The organism is Methanosarcina subterranea (assembly GCF_055385895.1).
Window position 1 is genome coordinate 3515743 of the sequence record NZ_AP042426.1, and the last position, 20992, is coordinate 3536734.

A 20992-nucleotide genomic window follows, 5' to 3' on the forward strand; every position below is an offset into this window, starting at 1 on the left:
TAATAGATATTATTTTATCTAAGACAACTTCTTAATAATGGCTGCGCAAAAATATCACAAAACAGCGTTACTTTTTCACATTACCAATAATCCCTCTTAAGAACCTCCTTCCTCATTCCGGATTATCAAGTCACCTTTCGAGAGCCAGTAACGTTCCTGACAGTTTTGACATCATATGTAGAATCATTCGTATCATCCGAAATATTCATGGAAATATTATCAAAACCATCAAAACCACTGCAGCAGTCAACAATAGGTGGAGTATAAAAATCCTGCAAGCTCCTCGAATCGGCGGAACTATCTTTTAGTAGCATTGAAAAGATGCCTGCAAGCACAAAAATAACACACAGACACCCGATAAGCAGATGTTTCTTGTCCATAGGTTCCTCAGTGATATTCCTGGGTGGTATAATCAAAACAAAATAAACATTTATTTTAAGATTAAGCGAAAAATCGGCATCAGTTAAACTGAAGAGTATTGTCAGTAAACTGAAGAGTATTAATACTCTTCATGATTACGACTATAGATTAATTCATTTTTTAATGTTTTTTGTAAACAATGCTTCCTTTGAATTTACCTTATGATTACGATCACTCGTTCATTTCTTTATATTCCGATAGCAGATTCTGATAAAACTGATCATCAGGATTTTCCTTGATCAACTCTTCAAGTGCCTGCCTGTATACTGTACTGTCTATATGGTCTTCTACCTTGACTTCCGTATCAATGTACCCGCTGTCCTTCATTTGTTGATAATACTCAACCACACCGTTTTTATTAGGGTCAGGGGATGCATAGAAATAATTATTCCATGTTGACTGTCGGATCGTTTCTTTGTCGACATTGACATATTTCTGGATGTTATCTACGGACTCGTTCTGGTTTTCGCTGAAAAACTTATACGCCCTAATAAGTCCCTTTTCAAATTTCACGTAAGTATCCCGGTCTTCATTCAGGGTTTCGGTCTTCAGCACAATCCGGCAGCATGGGTGGTTATCATAGTATTGATATGAATATGAAGCTATAGCCAGTCCCTGTTTTTGTGCGAGTATCTCAAATGGAATCCAGACTATTCCGCCATCGGCTTTACCACTCTTAACTGCCTCCAGTATTGCATCAGGTGAACTTAACTCGAGAAATGTCACATCATTTTTCCAGTCTACACCTGCCTTTGCCAGTGCAGCCCGATAGACAGTATCTCCGCTGGACATAGCAATTGTCGCAATTTGTTTACCTTTCCAGTTATTAAGGTCTGAAAGTTCTTCTGAGTTCTCAGGTTTTGCCACTACAAGCTGGCCCTCACTCATCAGACCACCAATTATAGTGATATCTGCTCCTTTTGCAATAAAAGTGGCAGGAGCACCCGTACCAGCTCCTACAGTATCGAGCTTATTACCAAACAATGAATTATAGGCTTCCGGACCTTTTGTGAACTGGTACAGTTCCACATTTAAGCCTTCTTCAGTCCAGAAACCCTCTTCCTTTGCCACAAAGATCAGCACGTCCCCGTTTGAAGGCAAATATCCGTGCCTTACAATCTTGATTCCGGAAGTAGAAGTGCCTCCCGAAGTTGAGGTATTAACATTTTGTCCGGCAGAGGCCGAGGTATTTACTTCCTGTGACCCTCGCGAATCCGAAGAGCCTCTCTGGTTCAGCAGAATTACACTGAAACCCGCAAGCAAAATTAAAGCAATAATTATCCCGGTAAATACATATTTTTTATCCATAAGTACCTCCATTGATGGTTTCAACAAGCACCGAAAATTACCATTGGAGGCTTAATAACAGTAATAAAGGATTTATACATCCATTTTTAAGTAAAAATTGCCTTTATCTACACATAAACCGTTTTATTTCGGCAAAATCATCCCAATCTGGTTTAGTTTTCCTGAGACTCTTTATTATTTTCTGGTCTTCAAATTTTCTCTGCAAATCATACAAAACAATAAAATTTTAATTATATTGAGAAAAATAATTCTTAATGGGAAAAGGAAATATCACAATAGACCGTTCAATGATAAAAACTGTAGTTAGCGGCAAAATAATTATTCCTTTGCCAAACGTTTTGTTTGGAAATCGATACTATCCTATGTTCTCCATCTTGTCTCCCACCCATTGTGATGCTTGTGACACTAACTTACATGTGAACTCTCATCACACTCGTCTTATTTTATCAAGTTACGGCACTATAGCACTCAACATCACATACTGGACTTGTCCTGTTTGTAAGAAACATTTCCATGATCAGATTATTGGTGTTCCTGGTTCTGCAAATTACAGTTCTGAGTTCTATGAAAAACAAATGTCTGTAAGATACAATGGTCGTTGCAGTCTAAACAATTCTCAACGAATTGGTGAAACATATACAGAAGGCTTGACAGCCTTCTGTGGAAGAGCTCCTTGTGCAACTTCAACCTGGTTATATGAACAAAAACAAGCAGAACTTTCAAAACAAGAACTATTGTCTCAAAACATAGGTTTTGACGGTACACTTTATATCGATGGAAAATGGATTAAAAGATGTGGGAAAAAGAAACTTGAAGATCTGTTAGGAAAAGAACTTTCAAAAAAGGAATGGAATAAGATACGTTATAAATCTGTTTACGTTGTTGCTACAAAGGAGAAAGTCATCCTGGATTTCGAAATTACAAAAAATTTACCCAAATCTGAAGACTTACTTCCTCTCCTTATTCGTATAAGAAATAGATTTCCAGAAAGTACAATACAAAAGATTGTCTCTGATGAAGATAAGGCAATCACAAAGGCTATAAAAGCTGTTTTTCCCGAAGTTGTTCATGGTTTCTGTATATTTCATCAGTTGAAAAATGTTATAAAAAGATATTCTGATGAGTTCAAAAGAATTGAAAATATTCCTGATGATGAAAAAGTCGTATATGATGAGATATGCCAATTGATACGCTCAGATACGGTTATCGATGCTGTCATACATTATCGAAATATCGTGAATTTACAAAGTAATCTGAAACTTTCTGAAGCTTCCAAGAACGCCATATCCTATGCAAAAGAGATATTCTCGAAGAATAAAGATTTGCTTAAAGAGGGTTTTATCCCTGAAACGGATAATACAATGGAGCAAATTTTTTCCTTGATATGTGACATAATAAACGTTACAAGGTCATTTAAAAGCAGTAGTGGATTAGCCAATTTTTGTTACAACCTTTTTACGTATTTCAATAAAAGATCTTTTTGTACTGGAAAATGGAGAGGTTTTTCACCCTTAATAAGGGCAAGATTACAGTACGGATAATATAAGAGAAGCAACCCTTTATGATGGCTACAATCTTGTAGCGATAGCTATCAAAAACTATCAAAAAAAACGACGAGATATAAAAAAGATATACTTTTATTGAAGACAAAAAGATAAAATTGACCAAAGTTCATTAAAATTTGAGGATTTTCTTGAAAATGGAACCAAACCAGAAAAAATTAAAAAAGACTCGTTTTCCTGCACACCGGTTTCTCGAAAACGTGACGGAAACTCTGCTAATTTGAATCCGCAACTTTGAATCCAATTCGAAAAAACAGGCTCATTTCCGCGTTCTTGCAGGAGTTAATTATAAAAATCAATAAAAGTGGAGACACCTGCTAGCAGACCCACATTTAAAATCCAGTCACTCTAAGCTTTACATAACAAAAATCGCATGTCTGTAAATATGAAGAGTATTATACTCTTCATTGTTTACGACTTTAACTTCCCTGCTTAATGATTCTTCTTACAGGCGATCCAATGTTATGGAGTTAGCAGTGACCGCGGTTAAGTATTCATTTCTTTATATTCCGATAACAGGTTCTGGTAGAACTGGTCATCCGGGTTTTCCGAAATCAACTCATCAAGTGCCTCTTTGTATACCGTGTTGTCGATATGGTCCTCAATCTTGACTTCCGTATCGATGTACCCACTGTCTTTCATCATCTGATAATACTCCTTTACACCATTTGTATTGGGATCAGGCGAAGCATAGAAATAATCGCTCCAGGTTGACTGGCGGATAGCTTCTTTATCAACATTGACATATTTCTGGATGTCGTCGACCGACTCATTCTGGTTCTCACTGAAGAACTTATACGCCCTTATCAGGCCCTTTTCAAATTTCACATAAGTATCCCGGTCTTCATTCAGGGTTTCGGTCTTCAGAGCAATCCGGCAGCATGGGTGGTTATCATAGTACTGATATGAGTATGACGCTACGGAAAGCCCCTGCTGCTGAGCAAGTATCTCATACGGAATCCATATTATACCGCCATCGGCTTTACCAGTCTTGACCGCCTCCAGTACCGCATTGGGTGAACCTAACTCGAGGAAAGTCACATCCTTCTTCCAGTCTATGCCTGCTTTCTTCAGTGCAGCTTTATAGATCAGGTCTCCATTGGACATTGCAATTGTAGCAATTTGTTTACCCTTCCAGTTGTTAAGGTCTGCCAGATCCTCTGCATCTTCGGGAGCAGCTACTAGAAACTGGCCTTCACTCATCAAACCGCCAATAATTGTAATGTCCGCCCCTTGCGCAATATAAGTGGCAGGGTCCGATGTACCGGCTCCCACTGTATCGAGCTTGTTCCCAAACAGTGCATTATAACCCTCTGTACCTTTTGTGAACTGATAAAGCTCGACATTTAAGCCTTCTTCGTCCCAGAAGCCTTCTTCCTTTGCCACAAAGATGAGTGCATCTCCGTTTGAAGGCAGGTATCCGTGCCTTACAGTCTTAACCCCGGAAGTCGAAGTACCTCCAGAAGTTGATGTATTAACACTCTGTTCGGCAGGGGTTGAAGTATTTGTTTTCTGTGAATCACCCGGATCGGAAGATCCTCCCTGGTCCAGCAGGATTATACTGACGCCTGCAAGCAAAATTAAAGCAATAAATATCCCTAATATATGTTTTTTATCCATAAGTACCTCCATTGAGGTTCTTCTGGCTGATGCCAAAAAACCGTTAACTGAGGTGTCCATAGGATAATAAGGGATTTATATATCGATATTCAAGTAAAAATGTCCTTCAATTACACATAAGCCGTTTAATTGAGGTAAAATTTCCTCATTTTTTCGATTTTTGTTCGTTACCGAAGCCTCTTTTGCCGCAAAAAATTCAAAAACGGAATTTCTTTACCAATAATTGCTCGATTCTCAGCCTATAAATCCCTTGTTTTCGTGCATATACCATAAGCAAAAATAAATAATCAACTGAAATGCAAAAGCGACACCTCGACCACGATTATCTTTTAATCTACGATCTGAGGCGTTATATGGTGTATCAGGTGTTATACGGTGTATTATATGAATTACAAATCAAACCTATATCTGGAAAAAAGCTCACATAATATATCCTTCCCTTCCGGATTTAAATTTTTATGGAGGGATAAAAACGGCAACAATTGATCTTAAGAATCTCTCATTGTCCTATGGAAATAACGGCACAGGCCATAAAGCCCTCTCAGATGTTAACCTGAGCGTAGATAATGGGGAGTTTATTTCCCTTATTGGCCCTTCAGGCTGCGGAAAAAGTACGATAATTGATGTGGTCTCTGGACTGCGCCCTCCGTCAGAAGGCTCTGTCCTCATAGACGGTGCCCGTGTAAAGGGACCTGGAACTGACCGCGGCACCGTATTTCAGGATTATTCTCTCTTTCCCTGGATGACCACATTTGAAAATGTCTGCTTTGCGATTGAGCATGCAAAAAAAACCGGGGAACGCAGAGATATAGAGAAAACGGCACAGAAATTTATCGAGCTTGTAGGGCTTGGAAAATTCAAGGATGCATATCCTGGCACACTCTCAGGTGGAATGAGACAGAGGGCTTCAATCGCCAGGATGTTCTCCATGGACCCTAAAGTCTTCCTTATGGATGAGCCCTTCGGAGCTCTCGATTCCCTCAACAGGATATATATGCAGGACCTTCTTCTGCACCTCTGGTCCGAAGGAGAGCAACGTAAGACTGTCCTTTTCGTTACTCATGACGTGGACGAGGCACTTTTACTTTCAGACAGAGTTGCTATCATGACACCTTCTCCGGGGCGTATAAAAGAGATAATTGAAGTCCCTTTTTCCCGGCCAAGGCTCCGTAAGGATCTCAGTATTGATCCCAATTACCTTGCCCTGAAGTCCCATCTGCTTTCGATATTATATGGTGAGATGGTAGAAGAGATAGAAAAAGAGGAAAAAGAACTGGAGGTATTTGATGACGTCCGAAAATAAATTCGTGTCTGGCACTGTAACCGGAAGGTTTAGTACAATTTCCAGAAATAGCCTCCGAGCAGGTATTGTTTTTGCCGTCCTGCTTGCCACCCTTGTCCTGACAGTTGCATTTCCCGATTCCCCCGAACAGGCGGCAAAGGACAATAGTGTATTCGTTGCCGTTATTCTTCTGCTCATGGTTGTATACTGGGTAAAAATATACCTTAACTATGATAAGATTGTTACAACCACCGATATATTCCTCATCATATCGTCGGGGCTGTTTCTCTGGGAACTGCTTCTGGGTAAATTTGCGCTGCTCGATTCGTTCATCTTCCCCGGTCCTGCAAAGGTTTTCATGGTCTTCCAGACCGATACTGAACAGATGGTAGATGGGGTGATCAGTTCTCTGGGCATCCTTTTTGCAGGGTACTCTCTTGCTCTTGCCCTTGCAATTCCCATAGGGCTTTATGCCGGCTGGAAAAAAAGGCTGTTTGATGTGGCTTATCCCATTGCAAAAACAGTGTCTCCTATCCCGGCGACCGTATATCTGCCGTATTCCATTGTGCTTTTGCCGACCTTCAGGGCATCTTCGATCTTCTTAATTTTCATAGGAGCATTCTGGCCCATCCTTGTTGGTTGTGTCAATGGAGTATTCTCAGCAGATCCCCGCCTTATCAACTCTGCCCGCACACTCGGTCTTTCGGACTACCAGATGATAAGGAAAATTCTCCTGCCTGCTGCGCTACCGTCTATATTTTCGGGTGCAATGATAGGGCTGATACTCTCATTTATCACGCTGACCGTGGCTGAAATGATCGCAGCAACATCCGGCCTTGGCTGGTATATCCAGTACTATCACCAGTTTGCAAATTATGATAAAGTGATTGCAGGCATGATCCTGATGATATTGGTTGTTATAGGGGTCATGAACATCTTTGACCGCATCCAGAGGCATTTTCTGCGATGGCATCCGGTACATGGACAAATGGAAAACTCTGCCTCTTCTCATTGATCATCCAAAAATCGCATTCAGAGGATCTCAATTTTAGAGACTTTTTATTATTTTCTGGTCTTCATATTTTCTCCATAAATCATGCAAAACAATAAAATTTTAATTATATTGAGATAAATTTTCTATTTATGGGAAAAGGAAATGTCTCAATAGATAAGTCAATGATAAAAACGGTAGTTGACGGTAAAATAATGATTCCTTTGCCAAAAGTTTTGGTTGGAAATCGATACTATCCTATGTTTTCCGTATTATCTCCTACTCATTGTGCTGATTGTGGCAATAAGTTACATGTGAACTCTCACTACACTCGTTTTATTTTATCAAGTCACGGCACTATAGCTCTCAATGTTACATACTGGTTTTGTCCTGTTTGTAAGAAACCTTTTCATGATCAGATTATTGGTGTTCCTGGTTCTGCAAATTACAGTTCTGAATATTATGATAAACAAATGAATGTTAGATATGATGGACGATGCAGTCTACACAATTCTCGGCAAATTGGAGAAACATATACAGAAGGCTTGACAGCCTTCTGTGGTAGAGCTCCTTGTGCAACTTCATTATGGTTATATGAACAGAAACATGCAGAACTTTCAAAGCAAGAACTTTTAGATCAAAAGATTGGCTTTGATGAAACATTGTATGTTGATGGGGATTGGATCAAAAAAGGCTGGAAAAAGAGACTTGAAGAGTTGATTGGAAGAAAGCTTACAGAAAAAGAATGGAAAAAAATGCGATATCAATCTGTTTACGTTATTGCTACTAAAGAAAAGGTAGTTTTGGATTTTGAGGTAACTGACAGATTACCAACGATTGAAGCTCTGATTCCTCTTTTCAGACGAATAAAAAACCGATTTCCTGAAGGCAAAATACAAAAAATTGTTTCTGATGAAGATAAAGCAATCATTGGAGCTGTAAAGAGTGTCTTCCCTGAAGTAGCTCACTCCTTTTGTGTGTTTCATCAATTAAAAAACGTTAGCAAGAGATACTATGAAGAATTCAACTCTGTTGAAGATATTCCAGATAATGATAAGGTTGTGTCCAATGAAATATATCAGTTGATACGTTCTGATACGGTCATCAGTGCTGTTGTATGTATTCAAAAGATACGAGAATTCTACTCTAATCTGGAACTTTCAAAAGCGTCTCAGAAAGCGATTTCTTATGCAGAAGAGATTTTCAAGAAAAATGTAAGCTTCTTGAAAAAAGGGTTTACACCTGAGACAGATAATACAATGGAACAGATATTTTCTTTGATAGGTGATATCGTAGACAAAGCAAGATCATTTAAAACCGATAGTGGCCTAACTAATTTTTGTTACAATTTATTTACTTATTTCAACAAACGGTGTTTCAGTACTGGTAAATGGAAAGGATTCTCACCCTTAATGAGGGCAAGATTCCAGTATGGATAAAAGTAAAGAGTAAATGGAAACTTTCAGTTTTAATCTGCAGCTTTACAGCGGTAGCTATCGAATAATTATGGCAAAAATAAGAAATTGATGTACAAAATCTAGATATTAGTGGAGCGACTTTTCCAAAATGAGGAAAAATGTTAAGGGATTTGGGTGAAATTCAATTGTTTTTTTAAAATTGGAGAAGAACCATAAAAAATTAAAAAGACTCAGAAATTCTTTGCCTCTCTTTAACTCTTTTTTGTAGTGTTGTGCAACCAAAGTCCCATTTAATTTTTCACTGTCAACGTCAAAATCTGAATCAAGATTTGTATTACTCTCAAATTGATAAGGCATAAATCCACTGCCCACATCAATCAAATTACTGACTTTATTTTTATCCAGAATATCTGTTATATATTTAAATTTATTTTCTTTGCTTAAAACAGCATCTTGTTTTAAACTCATTTTGTAAGTATAAAAAACGTTTCCATTGCCAGTAATTTGGGACAAGTGATATCACCATAAATAAGAATGATATAACCTATAAAAATTTATGTGTTTATGATAGTACGTTTTGATTTAAGATCAAATATTCATAAAATGTATAATCGATTAAATTAAGCGGAATAAATGTGGTATGAGATAATTTTAATATGCTTTAATTAGTAATTCTTTTTTTCCTGCGAAAAACCAGGTTCTAGAGCATATATATGCTATAGTACTAGTTATTTTAGATTTATTTCTTGGTTCTGAAATGAAACGAATTAATATTTTTTTATTTTCGTTGTAATTTTTAATAATTACTGTTAGTGGACATTGAATTATTTCTTTGCCCATATGATCAGTAATTGATATTTTCTTTATTGCATTTATATTAGTTTTAGAATCACTAGATTCAAAATCACTTCTAATCGTTACTTGATCAGGAAAATATTCTAATACTAAATAAAAATTGATCTGATTAACTAAATATTTTATGAAACTTGCTTTCCACATAAAAGAGTTTGACAATATGATTTCCAAAGATATTTGAGAATTCGAACCTGTTTTTAATTCAGATACACGATATATTTTTAAATAAGGCGACTCTTTTTCAATAGGATTACCAACACGAGTCAAATGAGTCAAATCAAGTGAGGAGACTTTTCGAGTCCTACCAACGAATAAAATAAATCCACCTATAATACTAAAAGATACTGGATATGTAGCTGCAAGACCATTTACTTTCCCAGCAATACCCAAACTAAAAAGTAATACAATACAGCCTAAATCATAAACATCAACTTTTTTTATAAAAGGAAGAAGCGTATTTATGATGCTCATCACAGACATAATCACACCATAAAGAAAGATCTAATGGAAAATGAAAGATACTGTAAGTCAGCATCAGAGTATATCATTCCAGAGATGTAAAAAACAACAGTAATGTTTTTATTTGTAACTTTTAATTTGTTGAGTCTCAATTTGTTGTTTGTTATAAGTTTAAGTATATTTTGAGAGTTTCCATCATAAAATACTTTTTCTATTTGCTCCAAAAGCGCATCTTCAAAATAATTTTCTCCTAAAAATTCGGCGTCTTCGATTGAATAATTATTTTCAACCATAAAGGTAGCTAAATTAAAAAACTTATCATCAGGGAATTCAAATAATTCATAGTCTTTATAATTCCGTAGTGTCTTTGCTAACTTATTTGGAGCTTCTATTAAACAAAATATTTTGTCATTAGATGAAATATCTTCCAAATGAATGTCGTTTTTTAGCAATTCAGTTCTAACTTCAGTATATATTGACTTACTAATATATATTAATTGGTAAAATTGAAACTTATTTTCACCCTGCTTTTTTAAAAGACGCGGTGGAGTATTAACTCTTACTTCTATTTCTTCATTATAATGTGTGCATGTAATTGTCTCCACTTTTGTCATCCCCTATGTAAACATTACAGAGATTTCTGTCTAATGCATAATACGTAATTTACTTTAAATTTTTGGTAAGCGAAATAGAAGTATTTGGTTATTTATTATACAAGCGTGTTTAAAACATCTTCGTCACAATAAATTTGTTTATATTATACAGTTCTTGTCTACTAGTAAATCGCTTTTTCTTGTTTCCTTTATCCCATTAATTTTTTTCGATAAAGTTCGTTCAATACTTTTTAAGTAGCTCATGATAGCTCGGTGGGATTCACGATGTTTAAAACAGTCTAAAGAGGAACAACTATTCTCCATCTTTATATGAGGCTTTCAGATAATACTTCTCCCTAAAATCCTTTGAATTTTTAAATATTTTCATAAAGCCTGAGGATTAGTCTAGTGTCGCGTCAATTCTCAAGGATTAAATGATTCTGAATAGTTGTAATCGATTAGATGCGATATTTTACCGATGACGCGACATTAGAGGGAAGTCTAACACTAAGAAATAAAGGAATTTATATAGGATATACGTATTTATCATCAAAAAATCATCTTTAGGCCTCCCTATTGATAATCTACTTCTATTCATGGTACGTGTTAAGATGTAGGTTTTAACTGTCTTACGGATATAGAGAAGTTGGAATCGTAGCTGAATACCACGAGAGAAAAGGCGTATATGACCTTAGCATACGTTCCCGTGGAAATGTGGACATAAATCGTATCCTTCGTTCGGTTGCACCTGAGCTTGGAGGAAGCGGCGGCGGGCACCCTGTTGCAGCAGGAGCACGCATCCCCGAAGGTTCGCTGGAGGTTTTCCTCCGGGCTTTCGATGCCAGACTCGGGGAAGTAAATGAGGTAAAACAAAATGGAAACCAGCAAGACTGCAGCTGAAAGCGGCATAAATATTGAGATTATCTTTGTAGGGCGCTCAAATGTGGGCAAGTCTTCCCTTCTCAGGGAGATTTTCGGGGCAAAAGTAAGGGTTGGAAGACGCCCGGGCGTTACCCTGCGCCCAAGACATGCCCAGGAATCGGACCTTCTTATCACGGATATGCCGGGCTTCGGCTTCATGAGCGGAGTGAAAGACCGAAAGCAAGATATTGTAAAAGACCAGACAATACGCTATCTCGAAAAAAATGCCGAAAGAATAAAAATCGGGGTCCTTGTAATAGACGGACCTACTTTTCCTGAGGTAGTCGACCGCTGGGATTCCAGGGACCAGATTCCTATCGACGTTGAAATGTTTGATTTCATGAGGGAAATCGGGATTGACACTATTGTTGCTGCAAACAAGATGGACAAAGTAAAAGCAGACGAATACGACTCTCTCCTTGACGAGGTTTCAGTTCGCCTCGGACTTGAACCTCCATGGCAGGACTGGAAGCATATCATCGCACCGATAAGTGTCAAAAAATTAGATTTGAAAGCCTTAAAGGGACTTCTCCGTGATAGGCTGCACGAAATGAAAAGAGACGACCTGTTCAAGTATGTTTGATCTGTCCTTAAACAGGTCACATCGTTTTTTACCAGTTCTTTTTTAACTCAATTATTTTTGCTTACTCTACTCATTTTTAGAAATAATATTTGAGATAAGCCTTTTAGAGCCTTTTCAGCTGCTGGCTGTATACGCGCCCCATCCGCTGGATTGTGTCCGCTTCTTCCGGGTCTTTATCGTCCCGAATGCGGATGAAGCGAGGAAAACGCAGGGCAAAGCCCGAGTCGTAGTTGGGGCTTTTCTGGATTTCCTCAAAGGCGATTTCCAGGACGACTTTCGGTCTGATTGCAAATACCCCTCCGGCTTCTCCGCCTTCCATTAATCCTGAGAGAATCTCTGTAAGTTCTTTTAGTTGCTCATCGGTAAGGCCTGTACCAACCTTGCCAACTTGCAGGAAGCGGGGAGTCTCGGGGTCATAGCAGGCAACAGTATAAGAGCCGATCAGGTTTGCTCTGCGCCCGAAACCCCATTCTGCCCCCACAATCACAAGGTCAAGAGTCTCCATGAGGGGTTTTTTCTTCAGCCAGTTTTTGCCACGCTTGCCAGGAGAATAAACAGAAACCGGGTTTTTAACCATAACACCTTCGTGTCCGGCTTTTAAGGCTTCCCTGTAAATCTTTTCCACAACCTCGAGATCACCGGTTATCACCTGACTGGCTACACAGATGGATTTCGAGTCCTCAACAGAACTCTCCACGCAGGACTCAAGCACTTTTCGCCGCTCAAGAAGAGGAAGGTCAATCAAAGTTCTGCCGTTCAGGTACATGATGTCAAAGAAGTTGAGCTGGATAGGAATCCCGAGTACCTTTTCCTCGACATTGTACTTGCGCCTGAAACGCTTAAGGATTTCCTGAAAAGCTCTGGGTTTTCCATTCTCGTCTACAGCTACAGCTTCTCCATCAAGGATTGCTGACTCAGCTCTTACATGTTTCCGGACTATGTCAACAAGGTCAGGCAGGGAATTTGTGACGTTTTCAAGCTTTCGTGAAAAAAGAGTAACTGAGTTTCCATTCTTGTGTATCTGGACTCTTGCCCCGTCGAATTTCCATTCAATTGCAACCTCTTTCATTTCCCTGATATCGGCATCTATGTCAGGGCTGATCTGCGAAAGCATCATCCGAATTGGGCGGTTGATCTCGATCCCGAGGTTTTCGAGGCCCTTTACTCCGTCTTTCTTGGCAGCAGCAGCCACTATGCCGAGGTCGTTTGTAACCATGAAAGAGTGTTCCACAATCTCTACAGGTACAGAAAAGGCTTTTGCAATGGCATCCCTGACAACTCCTTCCCCTACACCTATTCGGAGTTCTTCAAGTGCAAGCCTGGAAATGTATTTTGCTTCCCTCGGAGTTGAAGAGGTAAAGAGAAACTGAAGATTTTTGATCTTAACTTCCTGTGAGCCTTTTCCGGAAGCTTCGGATGCGATCTTGAAACGGTTATAAATCTCTGTTATTGAGAGCTCAGGCTGCTCTTCGAGGAAAGAAGAAAATGTCACCTGGTTTTTTCTTTTTTCCTTCAGGATAAGGAGTGCTGTATCCCCTATATCTCCAGTGGTTCGGATAAGAGATTCTATACTTTGTATGGACATTCCTGAGGCTTTAGAGAGTGAAACATAAAGCAGGCTTGTGCCAATACCGAGCTGCTCTCCACTCCAGGTAGGAAAAACTTCGCTCATTATAAAATGAGTGGCAAGAGGCAGCTCTTCAACGTCAACTTTTTTGAGAAGGTCAGCAACCTTATTTGTAGTTTCTATGGTGCTCGATGTTTTTTCAATTGCCTGGCAGGTTTCTGCAAATTCCCTGAAGCTTGTCATGGTCCACGCGGTTTTTTTAGTTTTTTGTTTTTTCGGATTCTGATCTATGAAGCCGATTTTTCCTGTACTTATCAATTTCCGTAAATTGCAACCATATCGCTAAGAATTGCACTTGCGGTTTCTATCGGGCCTGCGCCCTTGCCTGTGACCGTGATTTCTCCCGCAAGCTCGGTGTCTATGGAAGCTACATTAAGAGTACCTCTTACAGCAAGGGGATGGTTGATAGGTACAAGCCTTGGAGCAACATGTATTCTTTCCCTGCTGACTTCTCCTATAAGCTTGATCACATGCCCTCTTTCATAAGCCATTTCCAGAGCTTCAGGCGTGATTTTTGTAATTCCCGTAACTTCAACATCCTTATATGTTGCATCAAGCCCGAAAATTGCATTGGCAAGAATCACCAGTTTACATGCTGTATCAATTCCTTCTACATCATACGTAGGGTCGGTTTCGGCAATTCCGAGTTCCATAGACTCGGCAAGAATATCCTTATAACTTGCCCTTTCCTCGAGCATTCTGGTGAGGATATAGTTACATGTCCCGTTAAGAATCCCTTTAATGCTTCTGAGATTATTTCCTGCAAGGACTTCATTTGCCAGGTTAATAATGGGCATGGAGCCGCCGACAGTAGCTTCAAACCTGAAGTTCGATCCGGCTGTTTTTGCAGCTTCCATCAGTTCTCCGTACTTCAGGGTAAGAGGTCCTTTATTGGAGGTAACAACATCTTTGCCGGTTTCGAAGGCTGCGAACATATTCTGAAGCCCTGCTCCTCCCGTTACGATATTTGTAGGAGTGGTTTCTATTACCAGTTCATGGTCTACGGACCGGATAACCTCAACGCCTGTGAGTTTTTCTATGGCAACCGTGCCTCCTGTCCTCTTGCGGGCAAGACAGTCAGCCAGGTCCACTCCTTCAGGATTAATAGTAGCCCCTTTAGAATCCACAACTGCAACTACTAGAACTTCCAGCCCGATACTTTTCAGGTACTCTTTTTTCATAAGAAGTACCTCGGCTACACCCTGTCCGATTGCACCAAATCCTAAAATAGAACAGCGCACTGTTTTCATGTTTTCAAATCTCCTATGTTTTTTCAGGCGTGGATGTCTATTGGAAGGACCATAAGCAGGTCTTTTCTTACCGAGACTTCTTTCAGGATATCAAGCGCCTTTTGCAGATCCTCTTTACCCACAGCATCGATTCTGATCAGAGCTGAAGAAAGAAGATTAATACCTGGCATGCATAGCGAAAGGTCGACTACTTCCGCAAACCCGGTCTTGTCAATCTCATCAATCGTATCCTGAATCCCTGTGTGAACCACGTGCCCTATAAGAACCACATTTATGCTCTCTCTGAAACGCTGTTCTCCAACCCTTACAACCCTTATCCCGTTTTCCTCAAGCTTTGCTTTTATTGCTACTATGTTCTCGGGTTTTGTCTCGAGTACAAGCTGTACAGGCACTGTTTTTCTTGGAGTCCGTTTCTGGTGGTGGTGTAAAACAGTTATCAGGTTAGCTTTGAATTCCGAAAGAGGCTGGAGGGCTAAAAGCATCTGCCCGGGCACATCTTTTAATTCAATGTCCATGGAAACTCGCATACTGTCCCTCATGCAATTTATAATAATTCGATATGAAATCTAAATATGAACTCTAAGTAAGATATGAAGTCTTGGTAATAATGTCTCAATTTAATAAATGTATTAATTTAATAGACATATCAAATTAATAATCATATCAAATTAATAAACATATCAAATTAATAAGTGTATCAAATTAATATCCAGTAGTCTTATCCAATCAGCTTACTGTCAAGGTTATACTAATATATCAGCGTATGGACACTGGCTCGATTAAAGTACACCAAGGAGTATTATGGGCTGGACCTTTCAAACTTTTATTAATCTTTCCTGTTGCTTAGTAGATGAATTCAGTTATATAGTTTGCTATCTGCGGTGTTTGCTATTTGCGGTTTTTCAAAAATGTAAAGTAAAGCATCATTTTATTATTAAATTATTGTGAAGTGCCGTTTTCTCCCGACTACTCCTTTCTGCTCTGGGATTCCGTCTGCTTGATGGCCTCTCCATCGGGAATACGGATAATGTTTCCTCTGCCCCTTTTGAACTTTTCAACCAATCCGCGTTCTTCAAGATCCGAAAGCATAAGGCTTACTTTGGATTCCGAGTAAGGAGACTTTTTACGGAGTTCTCTCTGAGTAATTCGGTTTCCGTTAGCTCGAATCAGGTCCATAATCTCTTTAAGATCTTCAGGGAGACTTGCTTCAGGGCTTTCCAGACCGACAGGACTTAACAAATTAAATTCCTCTTCAGATAAGGGATTTTCAGGTGAGGGATTTTCAGGTGAGGGATTTTCAGGTGAGGGATTTTCAGATGAGGGACTTATAGATATCTCTGATTCTTCTGGCAGCTTTACATTTTGCTGTACAGACATCTCTGTCTCGAAAATATCTCCAGTCCGCTGTTCGACTGTAAGGGGTGCAGGAGGCTCATAATTTGTTTTTGAGACTTCTTCAATCGAACCAACTTCGCCGGGTTCTGTATATCCAGATATCTTTGACACGATTGTGATATTTTCAGACCCTAGTGTATCTGGCCCGGGCGAATTTAGATTTTCCATTTCTCCCGGAAAACCTGTTGCCTTTTCAGGAGAGTCTCTTTTTCCTTTTTTCACGAAATAACCAGCCAGTAGAAGTATACAGAGCGCTAATAATGCAAAGATTAAAACCGTATTTTGCGAGCGTTCCTGTGATTGGGGCTCTGCCTCCTCAAGATCCAGGTCAACAGTTTCTAAATCGTTCCCCTGATCGAGAAGCTCTTCCTGATATGTAGGGAAAAGTAAAAGGTCATGAACGTATTCCCCTTCTTCGGAAACTATAACTTTTTCTTCAGCCGTATAAACCAGCGTATTATCTTCAAAATAATTGGCAGTTATAAGGTAGGTTCCCGGAGTAAGGTTAAAAGAGTATTCAGCATCCGTTGCAACAAGGGACTGTTCCGGAGTAGAGTTGATCTCAATTATTGAGTTTTCTAGGGGTTTGAAGCTGTACCACTCATACACGGTCCCGTGAATCGTCGCCGCAAGTGCGTTCCCCTGAACGCACACTAGGAAAAAGACTACACAGGTGATCTTGCAGAGCTGTCTAAAATTCACGCAGCTTTAAAGGGGTTTTTAGCATAAATCTTTTCCTTTTCCTTGCCAGAGGTTCAAAAGTGCTGAAGGCAAATTAAAGTTTTATCAAGAAATCGAAGATCTTATCAAGCTTGGAAGTCCGTATATTGTCATTAACCAGCCTTATTCCGAAAAGTATGCTTATATTCCCCTATCATAATATGGACAGTATCTCAACTTGCCAAAAGGAGGCAGTCAGATGAAAAAATCAAGAATTGTTCGATATCTGGCTTATGTTACATTTATATTAATATTATTTTGCGTACTGCCTGGAGGATCACTCGCTACCAGAGACTCGTCAGGGCATGGAAACGGGGTTCAGTATGCAGGCGAGAATATTACAGATTCAGTAACAAATATGGGTTCAGAAAAAGATCCGAAAAATTACAACAAAAATAATGTAGAGGGCGCTAACGGCACTGAAAATTCCTATTCTGAAAATATGCAGGATCAAGACGGAATCCTGACAAAAGACCGAGATAGGATTTCTGCGTATAAGCTTGAAAGAAAACAGATACAGGAAAAACTCCAGTCGCAGAAGGAAGAATACCGGGAAGCAAAAGGTGATTTCCTTAAGGTAAGAAATCAAATTAAGGCAGGAAAGCTTGATCCCAATTCCGAAGAAGCTGTAAATGCAACGAGGCTCTACCTTAACTCAAGTATTAGTTATATGGTACTCCACCTGGAAAACGTAAAAATGGATATGCAGTACTCAAACGGCAATGGCACAGAGGAAAGAATTGCTGCCATAGACGAAAATATTAAACTGCTTGAGGCTGAACAGGCAGAAGTTGCAAGTGCTTCCAGCCAGCAAGAATTTGCAGTTGCGGTCAGGTCAGTACGTGGTGTATGGGATAACGCGCAGAAGATCAGTCTGACAAGTGCAGGACAGACAGTTAGCCAGAAAATAGGAGAATTCCTCGATAAATCCGGGAAGCTATCAGAAAAACTCGAGGCTGACATTGAGAGTCTGAATGAGACTGGTGTTAACACAGCTCAGCTCGCTACGAGGCTTGCCAGTTATAATTTATATCTAAAAGCTGCTCATGAGAAAAAAGAAGCGGCAGATTCTATTTATGAAGACGAGAGCTCTACCCGGGAAAACCTGAAAGTGGCAAACAATTACCTGCGTGAATCTCTTAATAACGTCAATAAGGCAAACCAGATACTCAGAGTGATTTTCGACGAACTGAAAAAGTATAATCTCGAAGAAGTTAACGAAATTGGAGTTAAAAACAGTATAGAAACCGAACTTAATAATACAATAAGTATAAACAATACTAATAATAATTTATCTGTATAAGCGGCACTTCTGTAAACGGACGAAATCTCTCCAGAAGGAGAAATAAATAACAACTCAGGGAAAAGGACTGAAAACTTCTCTGAGGACAGATTGGAGAACCAAGGAGATATAAAATGGTCAAACTCGCTCATCTGCTTATGCTGTCAGCTTTAATTGTCTGGCTTGCAGGGTCCGGTTGTGTCGGAAACGATGCATCTGAAGTGGAGGAAGCAGGAATAGCCCCAGGTATTGACGGAGCAGGGAATGGAGTACCAGATGACTCAGAGACAGGACTTACCCAGGCTGAGATTCAGGAACTTGATTCTGATATGGCCGAGCTCGAGAACCTGCTCGCAAATGCAAGCCTTGAGGACGAAATAGAAATTGAAACTGTGATTGTAAGTGCAGAAAGGTGAAAGTAGCAAGGTGAAAGTAGCTGAAAATAGTGAGACGGGAAAAATAGAATATGAAGTAAAATAAAATTAGGTATTGAAAGATGGTCTTCACCTGAAGAAATCTTTTCTTACTCCTGTTTTCTTAAATCCGTCTTTTCAGGAATTAATAACTGATGCAATTCCTTTCATTCATTCCATTCTTTTAGCTTTGTTTATGCAATTTTTCTTTGAAATTTCATCCTGTTTACTCATCTTTTTTCTGTCTTTTATTCAGGTTTTTTATTCAGGTTTTTTATTCAGGTTTTTTATTCAGGTTTTTTATTCAGGTTTTTTATTCAGGTTTTTTATTCCGCTTACTGGCCATCTTTCTACAAACCTTTTCCGAGAGCCATATATGCCCTGCCTCAGGACTTTATAATTTATCTTCTAAATATAGGGGACAAGCTTATATTGCGTTAATATCCGATTCGGTACTTGATATCTAAAATTCATTTTCTAAATAAAAGAGAAAAATATAAAAATATCCCCTCTCACTTAATTTTTTTATAAAAATTCAATGCAGAAATTAAATTTTAGTATAAATGTTTTACTTCTATTTTTAATAATTTATAGAATATAATGGGTTATAAAGCCCTATAGGGGGAATCAAATACATATAAAGCTCTAAATTTCATATTTATCTATTAACTCTTACTTTTAAGGAAAGTATGCTTATATATTTCCCCATCTCAATAATGTAACAATTGAATAATTTAAAGGAAGGGAGTCATATGGGAAAATTAGGGAATGTAATACGCTACGTTTCATGTTTAACTATCCTACTTATTATCACTAGTATCTTATCGACAGCAGCTCTTGCCGGAAACGGGACTGGAGAAGGTAATGATGCCAAGAATGGAAATACGCTTGAAACTATCCAGAAAAAGGAATTGATTACGCAAAAGTTTCAGGACAGAAATCAAACACAGAATGGAACTCTGGAACAGGTACAGCTGCGAGAAGGAACTCAGGAAAGGACACAGATAAAAGAACAGCTCAAGATCCAGAAAAGTAACTATCAAAGCTCGAGGAAAAACTTCCTTGCAATCCGAAAACAGCTCAGGTCAGGAAATTATGGTGAAAAAGAACTGGAAATTACAAGAGTATATCTGAACTCGAGCATCGACTATATGATAGCTCACCTTGAAAAAGTTCAGTACAACCTTGAGCAGTCAAATGGCAACGGTAAGGATACCAGGATTGCTGCTATTGAAGCCAGGATCAGCCAGCTGCAGGAAGAAAAGAAAGTTATTGAAAAAGCCGAAGACCTTGAAGATTTCGCAAATGCAACCGAATCGGTGCGCGGAGTCTGGAACAATGTAAGAAATAGCACAGCAGTGGAGACAGGACAGACTGCCGGCGAGAAGATAGATGATTTCGCTAACAAGTCCGGGGCCATTTCTAATAAACTTGAGAAAGAAATCGGAAGCCTGAATGAAACCGGTGTAAATACAACTGAACTCGAGGCAAAGCTCGCCAGTTACAATGCCCTGATGGACTCAGCCAGGGAAAATAATGAGGCAGCAAAAAAGATCTACAATAAAGAAAATGCTACTCAGGAAGAACTGCTAAAAGCAGACAACCACCTGCAAAGCGCTCTCAATGAAATAAAAGAGGCAAACCAGGACCTTAAAGAAATCTTCGGGGAACTGGAACAGTACAGAACTGAAAATGCCAGTAAAACCAGGATCAGAGATGTTCCGGGAACCGAATTAAATGACATCGGAAACACAAATAACACAAATACTAACACAGACAACAGTTCATCTGTTGGCGGCATTTCTGTGAATGGAACTGAACTCTCTCCTGAAGGAGAAACAAATACCAGCTCAGGGAACAAATCCGAAAACTTCTCTGAGGACGGGTTGGTGAATTGAGGGGGCAAAAAAAATGGTAAAGTTCACATATATGTTCGTACTGTCAATTTTAACTTTTTGGCTTGCAGGGTCCGGTTGTATCGGAGACGACAACTCTGAAGTTGAAGAGGCAGGTATAGTCCCAAACATTCCAGGAATAGAAGATGATACCTCCGCAGAACAGGGACTTACCGAAGCAGAAATTCAGGAGTTTGAAGAAAAAATTACAGATCTTGAGGCCCTGCTCGAGAATTCAAGCCTTGAGGAAGAAATAGTTGTTGAAGAGCTGTAATAGTATAAAGAATTATGAAAACAAAGATCTGTAAAAAGAAAAGCCGTAAGAAAAAAAATCGTAAGAAGAAAGAGCTGTAAGAAGAAAGAGCTGTAAGAAGAAAGTGCTGTAAGAAGAAAGGATG

The 20992-nt window shown here is 39.1% G+C and carries 20 protein-coding genes; 10 read left to right on the top strand and 10 right to left on the bottom strand.

Annotated features, from left to right (window positions below):
- Positions 1–125 precede the first annotated feature (125 nt).
- Together ACZ5A8_RS15265 and ACZ5A8_RS15270 are read right to left on the bottom strand one after the other, a co-directional pair.
- Positions 126–380: a hypothetical protein gene (locus ACZ5A8_RS15265; RefSeq protein WP_464530098.1), complete on the bottom strand. Its 255-nt coding sequence runs from the start codon at positions 378–380 to the stop codon at positions 126–128.
- A gap of 211 nt (positions 381–591) precedes the next feature.
- Positions 592–1728, bottom strand: a complete 1137-nt coding sequence (locus tag ACZ5A8_RS15270) for an ABC transporter substrate-binding protein (RefSeq protein WP_464530100.1) — start codon at positions 1726–1728, stop codon at positions 592–594.
- Between the two features lie 254 nt (positions 1729–1982).
- On the opposite strand from ACZ5A8_RS15270, the gene ACZ5A8_RS15275 reads away from it, so the two are divergent.
- Positions 1983–3269, top strand: coding sequence for a transposase (locus ACZ5A8_RS15275; protein ID WP_464530101.1), 1287 nt, complete (start codon positions 1983–1985; stop codon positions 3267–3269).
- Between the two features lie 507 nt (positions 3270–3776).
- On the opposite strand, the gene ACZ5A8_RS15280 is transcribed toward ACZ5A8_RS15275, so the two are convergent.
- Complete coding sequence (locus tag ACZ5A8_RS15280; protein ID WP_464530103.1) at positions 3777–4910, bottom strand: ABC transporter substrate-binding protein; 1134 nt, start codon at positions 4908–4910, stop codon at positions 3777–3779.
- 502 nt (positions 4911–5412) lie between these two features.
- Here ACZ5A8_RS15280 and ACZ5A8_RS15285 point away from each other — a divergent pair.
- The 3 genes from ACZ5A8_RS15285 (at position 5413) to ACZ5A8_RS15295 (ending at position 8622) form a co-directional block, all read left to right on the top strand.
- On the top strand, positions 5413–6213 hold the full coding sequence (locus ACZ5A8_RS15285) for an ABC transporter ATP-binding protein (RefSeq protein ID WP_464530105.1): 801 nt from the start codon (positions 5413–5415) through the stop codon (positions 6211–6213).
- Positions 6197–7207, top strand: a complete 1011-nt coding sequence (locus tag ACZ5A8_RS15290; RefSeq protein ID WP_464530107.1) for an ABC transporter permease — start codon at positions 6197–6199, stop codon at positions 7205–7207. Before ACZ5A8_RS15285 ends, ACZ5A8_RS15290 begins: the two co-directional genes overlap by 17 nt.
- Before the next feature lie 128 nt (positions 7208–7335).
- Positions 7336–8622 carry a transposase gene (locus ACZ5A8_RS15295; protein ID WP_464530109.1) on the top strand — a complete coding sequence of 429 codons (1287 nt, stop codon included), beginning with the start codon at positions 7336–7338 and terminating at the stop codon, positions 8620–8622.
- Positions 8623–8727: 105 nt separating this feature from the next.
- Here the strand turns inward: ACZ5A8_RS15295 and ACZ5A8_RS15300 are convergent, their stop codons facing one another.
- From ACZ5A8_RS15300 to ACZ5A8_RS15310, 3 genes are all read right to left on the bottom strand, one after another.
- The gene (locus tag ACZ5A8_RS15300) at positions 8728–9069 is read right to left on the bottom strand and encodes a hypothetical protein (RefSeq protein WP_464530110.1); all 342 of its coding nucleotides are present in this window, start codon (positions 9067–9069) and stop codon (positions 8728–8730) included.
- Positions 9070–9252: 183 nt separating this feature from the next.
- Positions 9253–9936, bottom strand: a complete 684-nt coding sequence (locus ACZ5A8_RS15305) for a hypothetical protein (RefSeq protein WP_464530112.1) — start codon at positions 9934–9936, stop codon at positions 9253–9255.
- A gap of 2 nt (positions 9937–9938) precedes the next feature.
- Positions 9939–10520, bottom strand: a complete 582-nt coding sequence (locus tag ACZ5A8_RS15310) for a hypothetical protein (protein WP_464530113.1) — start codon at positions 10518–10520, stop codon at positions 9939–9941.
- Between the two features lie 639 nt (positions 10521–11159).
- Here ACZ5A8_RS15310 and ACZ5A8_RS15315 point away from each other — a divergent pair.
- Both ACZ5A8_RS15315 and engB read left to right on the top strand, forming a co-directional pair.
- On the top strand, positions 11160–11408 hold the full coding sequence (locus ACZ5A8_RS15315; RefSeq protein WP_464534157.1) for a DHH family phosphoesterase: 249 nt from the start codon (positions 11160–11162) through the stop codon (positions 11406–11408).
- A complete protein-coding gene (gene engB, locus ACZ5A8_RS15320; RefSeq protein ID WP_229391941.1) occupies positions 11383–12012 on the top strand; it encodes a GTP-binding protein EngB in 630 nt (209 codons plus the stop codon). Before ACZ5A8_RS15315 ends, engB begins: the two co-directional genes overlap by 26 nt.
- Before the next feature lie 103 nt (positions 12013–12115).
- Here engB and ACZ5A8_RS15325 read toward each other — a convergent pair whose 3' ends face one another.
- From ACZ5A8_RS15325 to ACZ5A8_RS15340, 4 genes are all read right to left on the bottom strand, one after another.
- Entirely contained in the window at positions 12116–13822 is a 1707-nt protein-coding gene (locus tag ACZ5A8_RS15325) for an ATP-dependent DNA ligase (RefSeq protein ID WP_464530115.1), read from the bottom strand.
- Positions 13823–13893: 71 nt separating this feature from the next.
- On the bottom strand, positions 13894–14916 hold the full coding sequence (locus ACZ5A8_RS15330) for a homoserine dehydrogenase (protein ID WP_464534159.1): 1023 nt from the start codon (positions 14914–14916) through the stop codon (positions 13894–13896).
- Entirely contained in the window at positions 14913–15416 is a 504-nt protein-coding gene (locus tag ACZ5A8_RS15335) for an amino acid-binding protein (RefSeq protein ID WP_464530117.1), read from the bottom strand. The genes ACZ5A8_RS15330 and ACZ5A8_RS15335 overlap by 4 nt, the downstream gene beginning before the upstream one ends.
- A gap of 439 nt (positions 15417–15855) precedes the next feature.
- Positions 15856–16986, bottom strand: coding sequence for a helix-turn-helix transcriptional regulator (locus tag ACZ5A8_RS15340; RefSeq protein ID WP_464530119.1), 1131 nt, complete (start codon positions 16984–16986; stop codon positions 15856–15858).
- Between the two features lie 217 nt (positions 16987–17203).
- On the opposite strand from ACZ5A8_RS15340, the gene ACZ5A8_RS15345 reads away from it, so the two are divergent.
- The 4 genes from ACZ5A8_RS15345 (at position 17204) to ACZ5A8_RS15360 (ending at position 20868) form a co-directional block, all read left to right on the top strand.
- Entirely contained in the window at positions 17204–18307 is a 1104-nt protein-coding gene (locus tag ACZ5A8_RS15345) for a chromosome segregation ATPase (RefSeq protein ID WP_464530120.1), read from the top strand.
- Positions 18308–18420: 113 nt separating this feature from the next.
- On the top strand, positions 18421–18702 hold the full coding sequence (locus ACZ5A8_RS15350) for a hypothetical protein (RefSeq protein ID WP_322225956.1): 282 nt from the start codon (positions 18421–18423) through the stop codon (positions 18700–18702).
- A gap of 749 nt (positions 18703–19451) precedes the next feature.
- Positions 19452–20597, top strand: coding sequence for a hypothetical protein (locus ACZ5A8_RS15355; protein WP_464530122.1), 1146 nt, complete (start codon positions 19452–19454; stop codon positions 20595–20597).
- Positions 20598–20610: 13 nt separating this feature from the next.
- On the top strand, positions 20611–20868 hold the full coding sequence (locus ACZ5A8_RS15360) for a hypothetical protein (protein WP_464530123.1): 258 nt from the start codon (positions 20611–20613) through the stop codon (positions 20866–20868).
- Positions 20869–20992: the final 124 nt, after the last annotated feature.

What these genes read in the sequence shown, in the direction of transcription:
- ACZ5A8_RS15265 (WP_464530098.1), bottom strand. Translation starts at nt 380, where the DNA reads ATGGACAAGAAACATCTGCTTATCGGGTGTCTGTGTGTTATTTTTGTG.
- ACZ5A8_RS15270 (WP_464530100.1), bottom strand. Translation starts at nt 1,728, where the DNA reads ATGGATAAAAAATATGTATTTACCGGGATAATTATTGCTTTAATTTTG.
- ACZ5A8_RS15275 (WP_464530101.1), top strand. Translation starts at nt 1,983, where the DNA reads ATGGGAAAAGGAAATATCACAATAGACCGTTCAATGATAAAAACTGTA.
- ACZ5A8_RS15280 (WP_464530103.1), bottom strand. Translation starts at nt 4,910, where the DNA reads ATGGATAAAAAACATATATTAGGGATATTTATTGCTTTAATTTTGCTT.
- ACZ5A8_RS15290 (WP_464530107.1), top strand. Translation starts at nt 6,197, where the DNA reads ATGACGTCCGAAAATAAATTCGTGTCTGGCACTGTAACCGGAAGGTTT.
- ACZ5A8_RS15295 (WP_464530109.1), top strand. Translation starts at nt 7,336, where the DNA reads ATGGGAAAAGGAAATGTCTCAATAGATAAGTCAATGATAAAAACGGTA.
- ACZ5A8_RS15300 (WP_464530110.1), bottom strand. Translation starts at nt 9,069, where the DNA reads ATGAGTTTAAAACAAGATGCTGTTTTAAGCAAAGAAAATAAATTTAAA.
- ACZ5A8_RS15305 (WP_464530112.1), bottom strand. Translation starts at nt 9,936, where the DNA reads ATGTCTGTGATGAGCATCATAAATACGCTTCTTCCTTTTATAAAAAAA.
- engB (WP_229391941.1), top strand. Translation starts at nt 11,383, where the DNA reads ATGGAAACCAGCAAGACTGCAGCTGAAAGCGGCATAAATATTGAGATT.
- ACZ5A8_RS15325 (WP_464530115.1), bottom strand. Translation starts at nt 13,822, where the DNA reads ATGACAAGCTTCAGGGAATTTGCAGAAACCTGCCAGGCAATTGAAAAA.
- ACZ5A8_RS15335 (WP_464530117.1), bottom strand. Translation starts at nt 15,416, where the DNA reads ATGCGAGTTTCCATGGACATTGAATTAAAAGATGTGCCCGGGCAGATG.
- ACZ5A8_RS15345 (WP_464530120.1), top strand. Translation starts at nt 17,204, where the DNA reads ATGAAAAAATCAAGAATTGTTCGATATCTGGCTTATGTTACATTTATA.
- ACZ5A8_RS15350 (WP_322225956.1), top strand. Translation starts at nt 18,421, where the DNA reads ATGGTCAAACTCGCTCATCTGCTTATGCTGTCAGCTTTAATTGTCTGG.
- ACZ5A8_RS15355 (WP_464530122.1), top strand. Translation starts at nt 19,452, where the DNA reads ATGGGAAAATTAGGGAATGTAATACGCTACGTTTCATGTTTAACTATC.
- ACZ5A8_RS15360 (WP_464530123.1), top strand. Translation starts at nt 20,611, where the DNA reads ATGGTAAAGTTCACATATATGTTCGTACTGTCAATTTTAACTTTTTGG.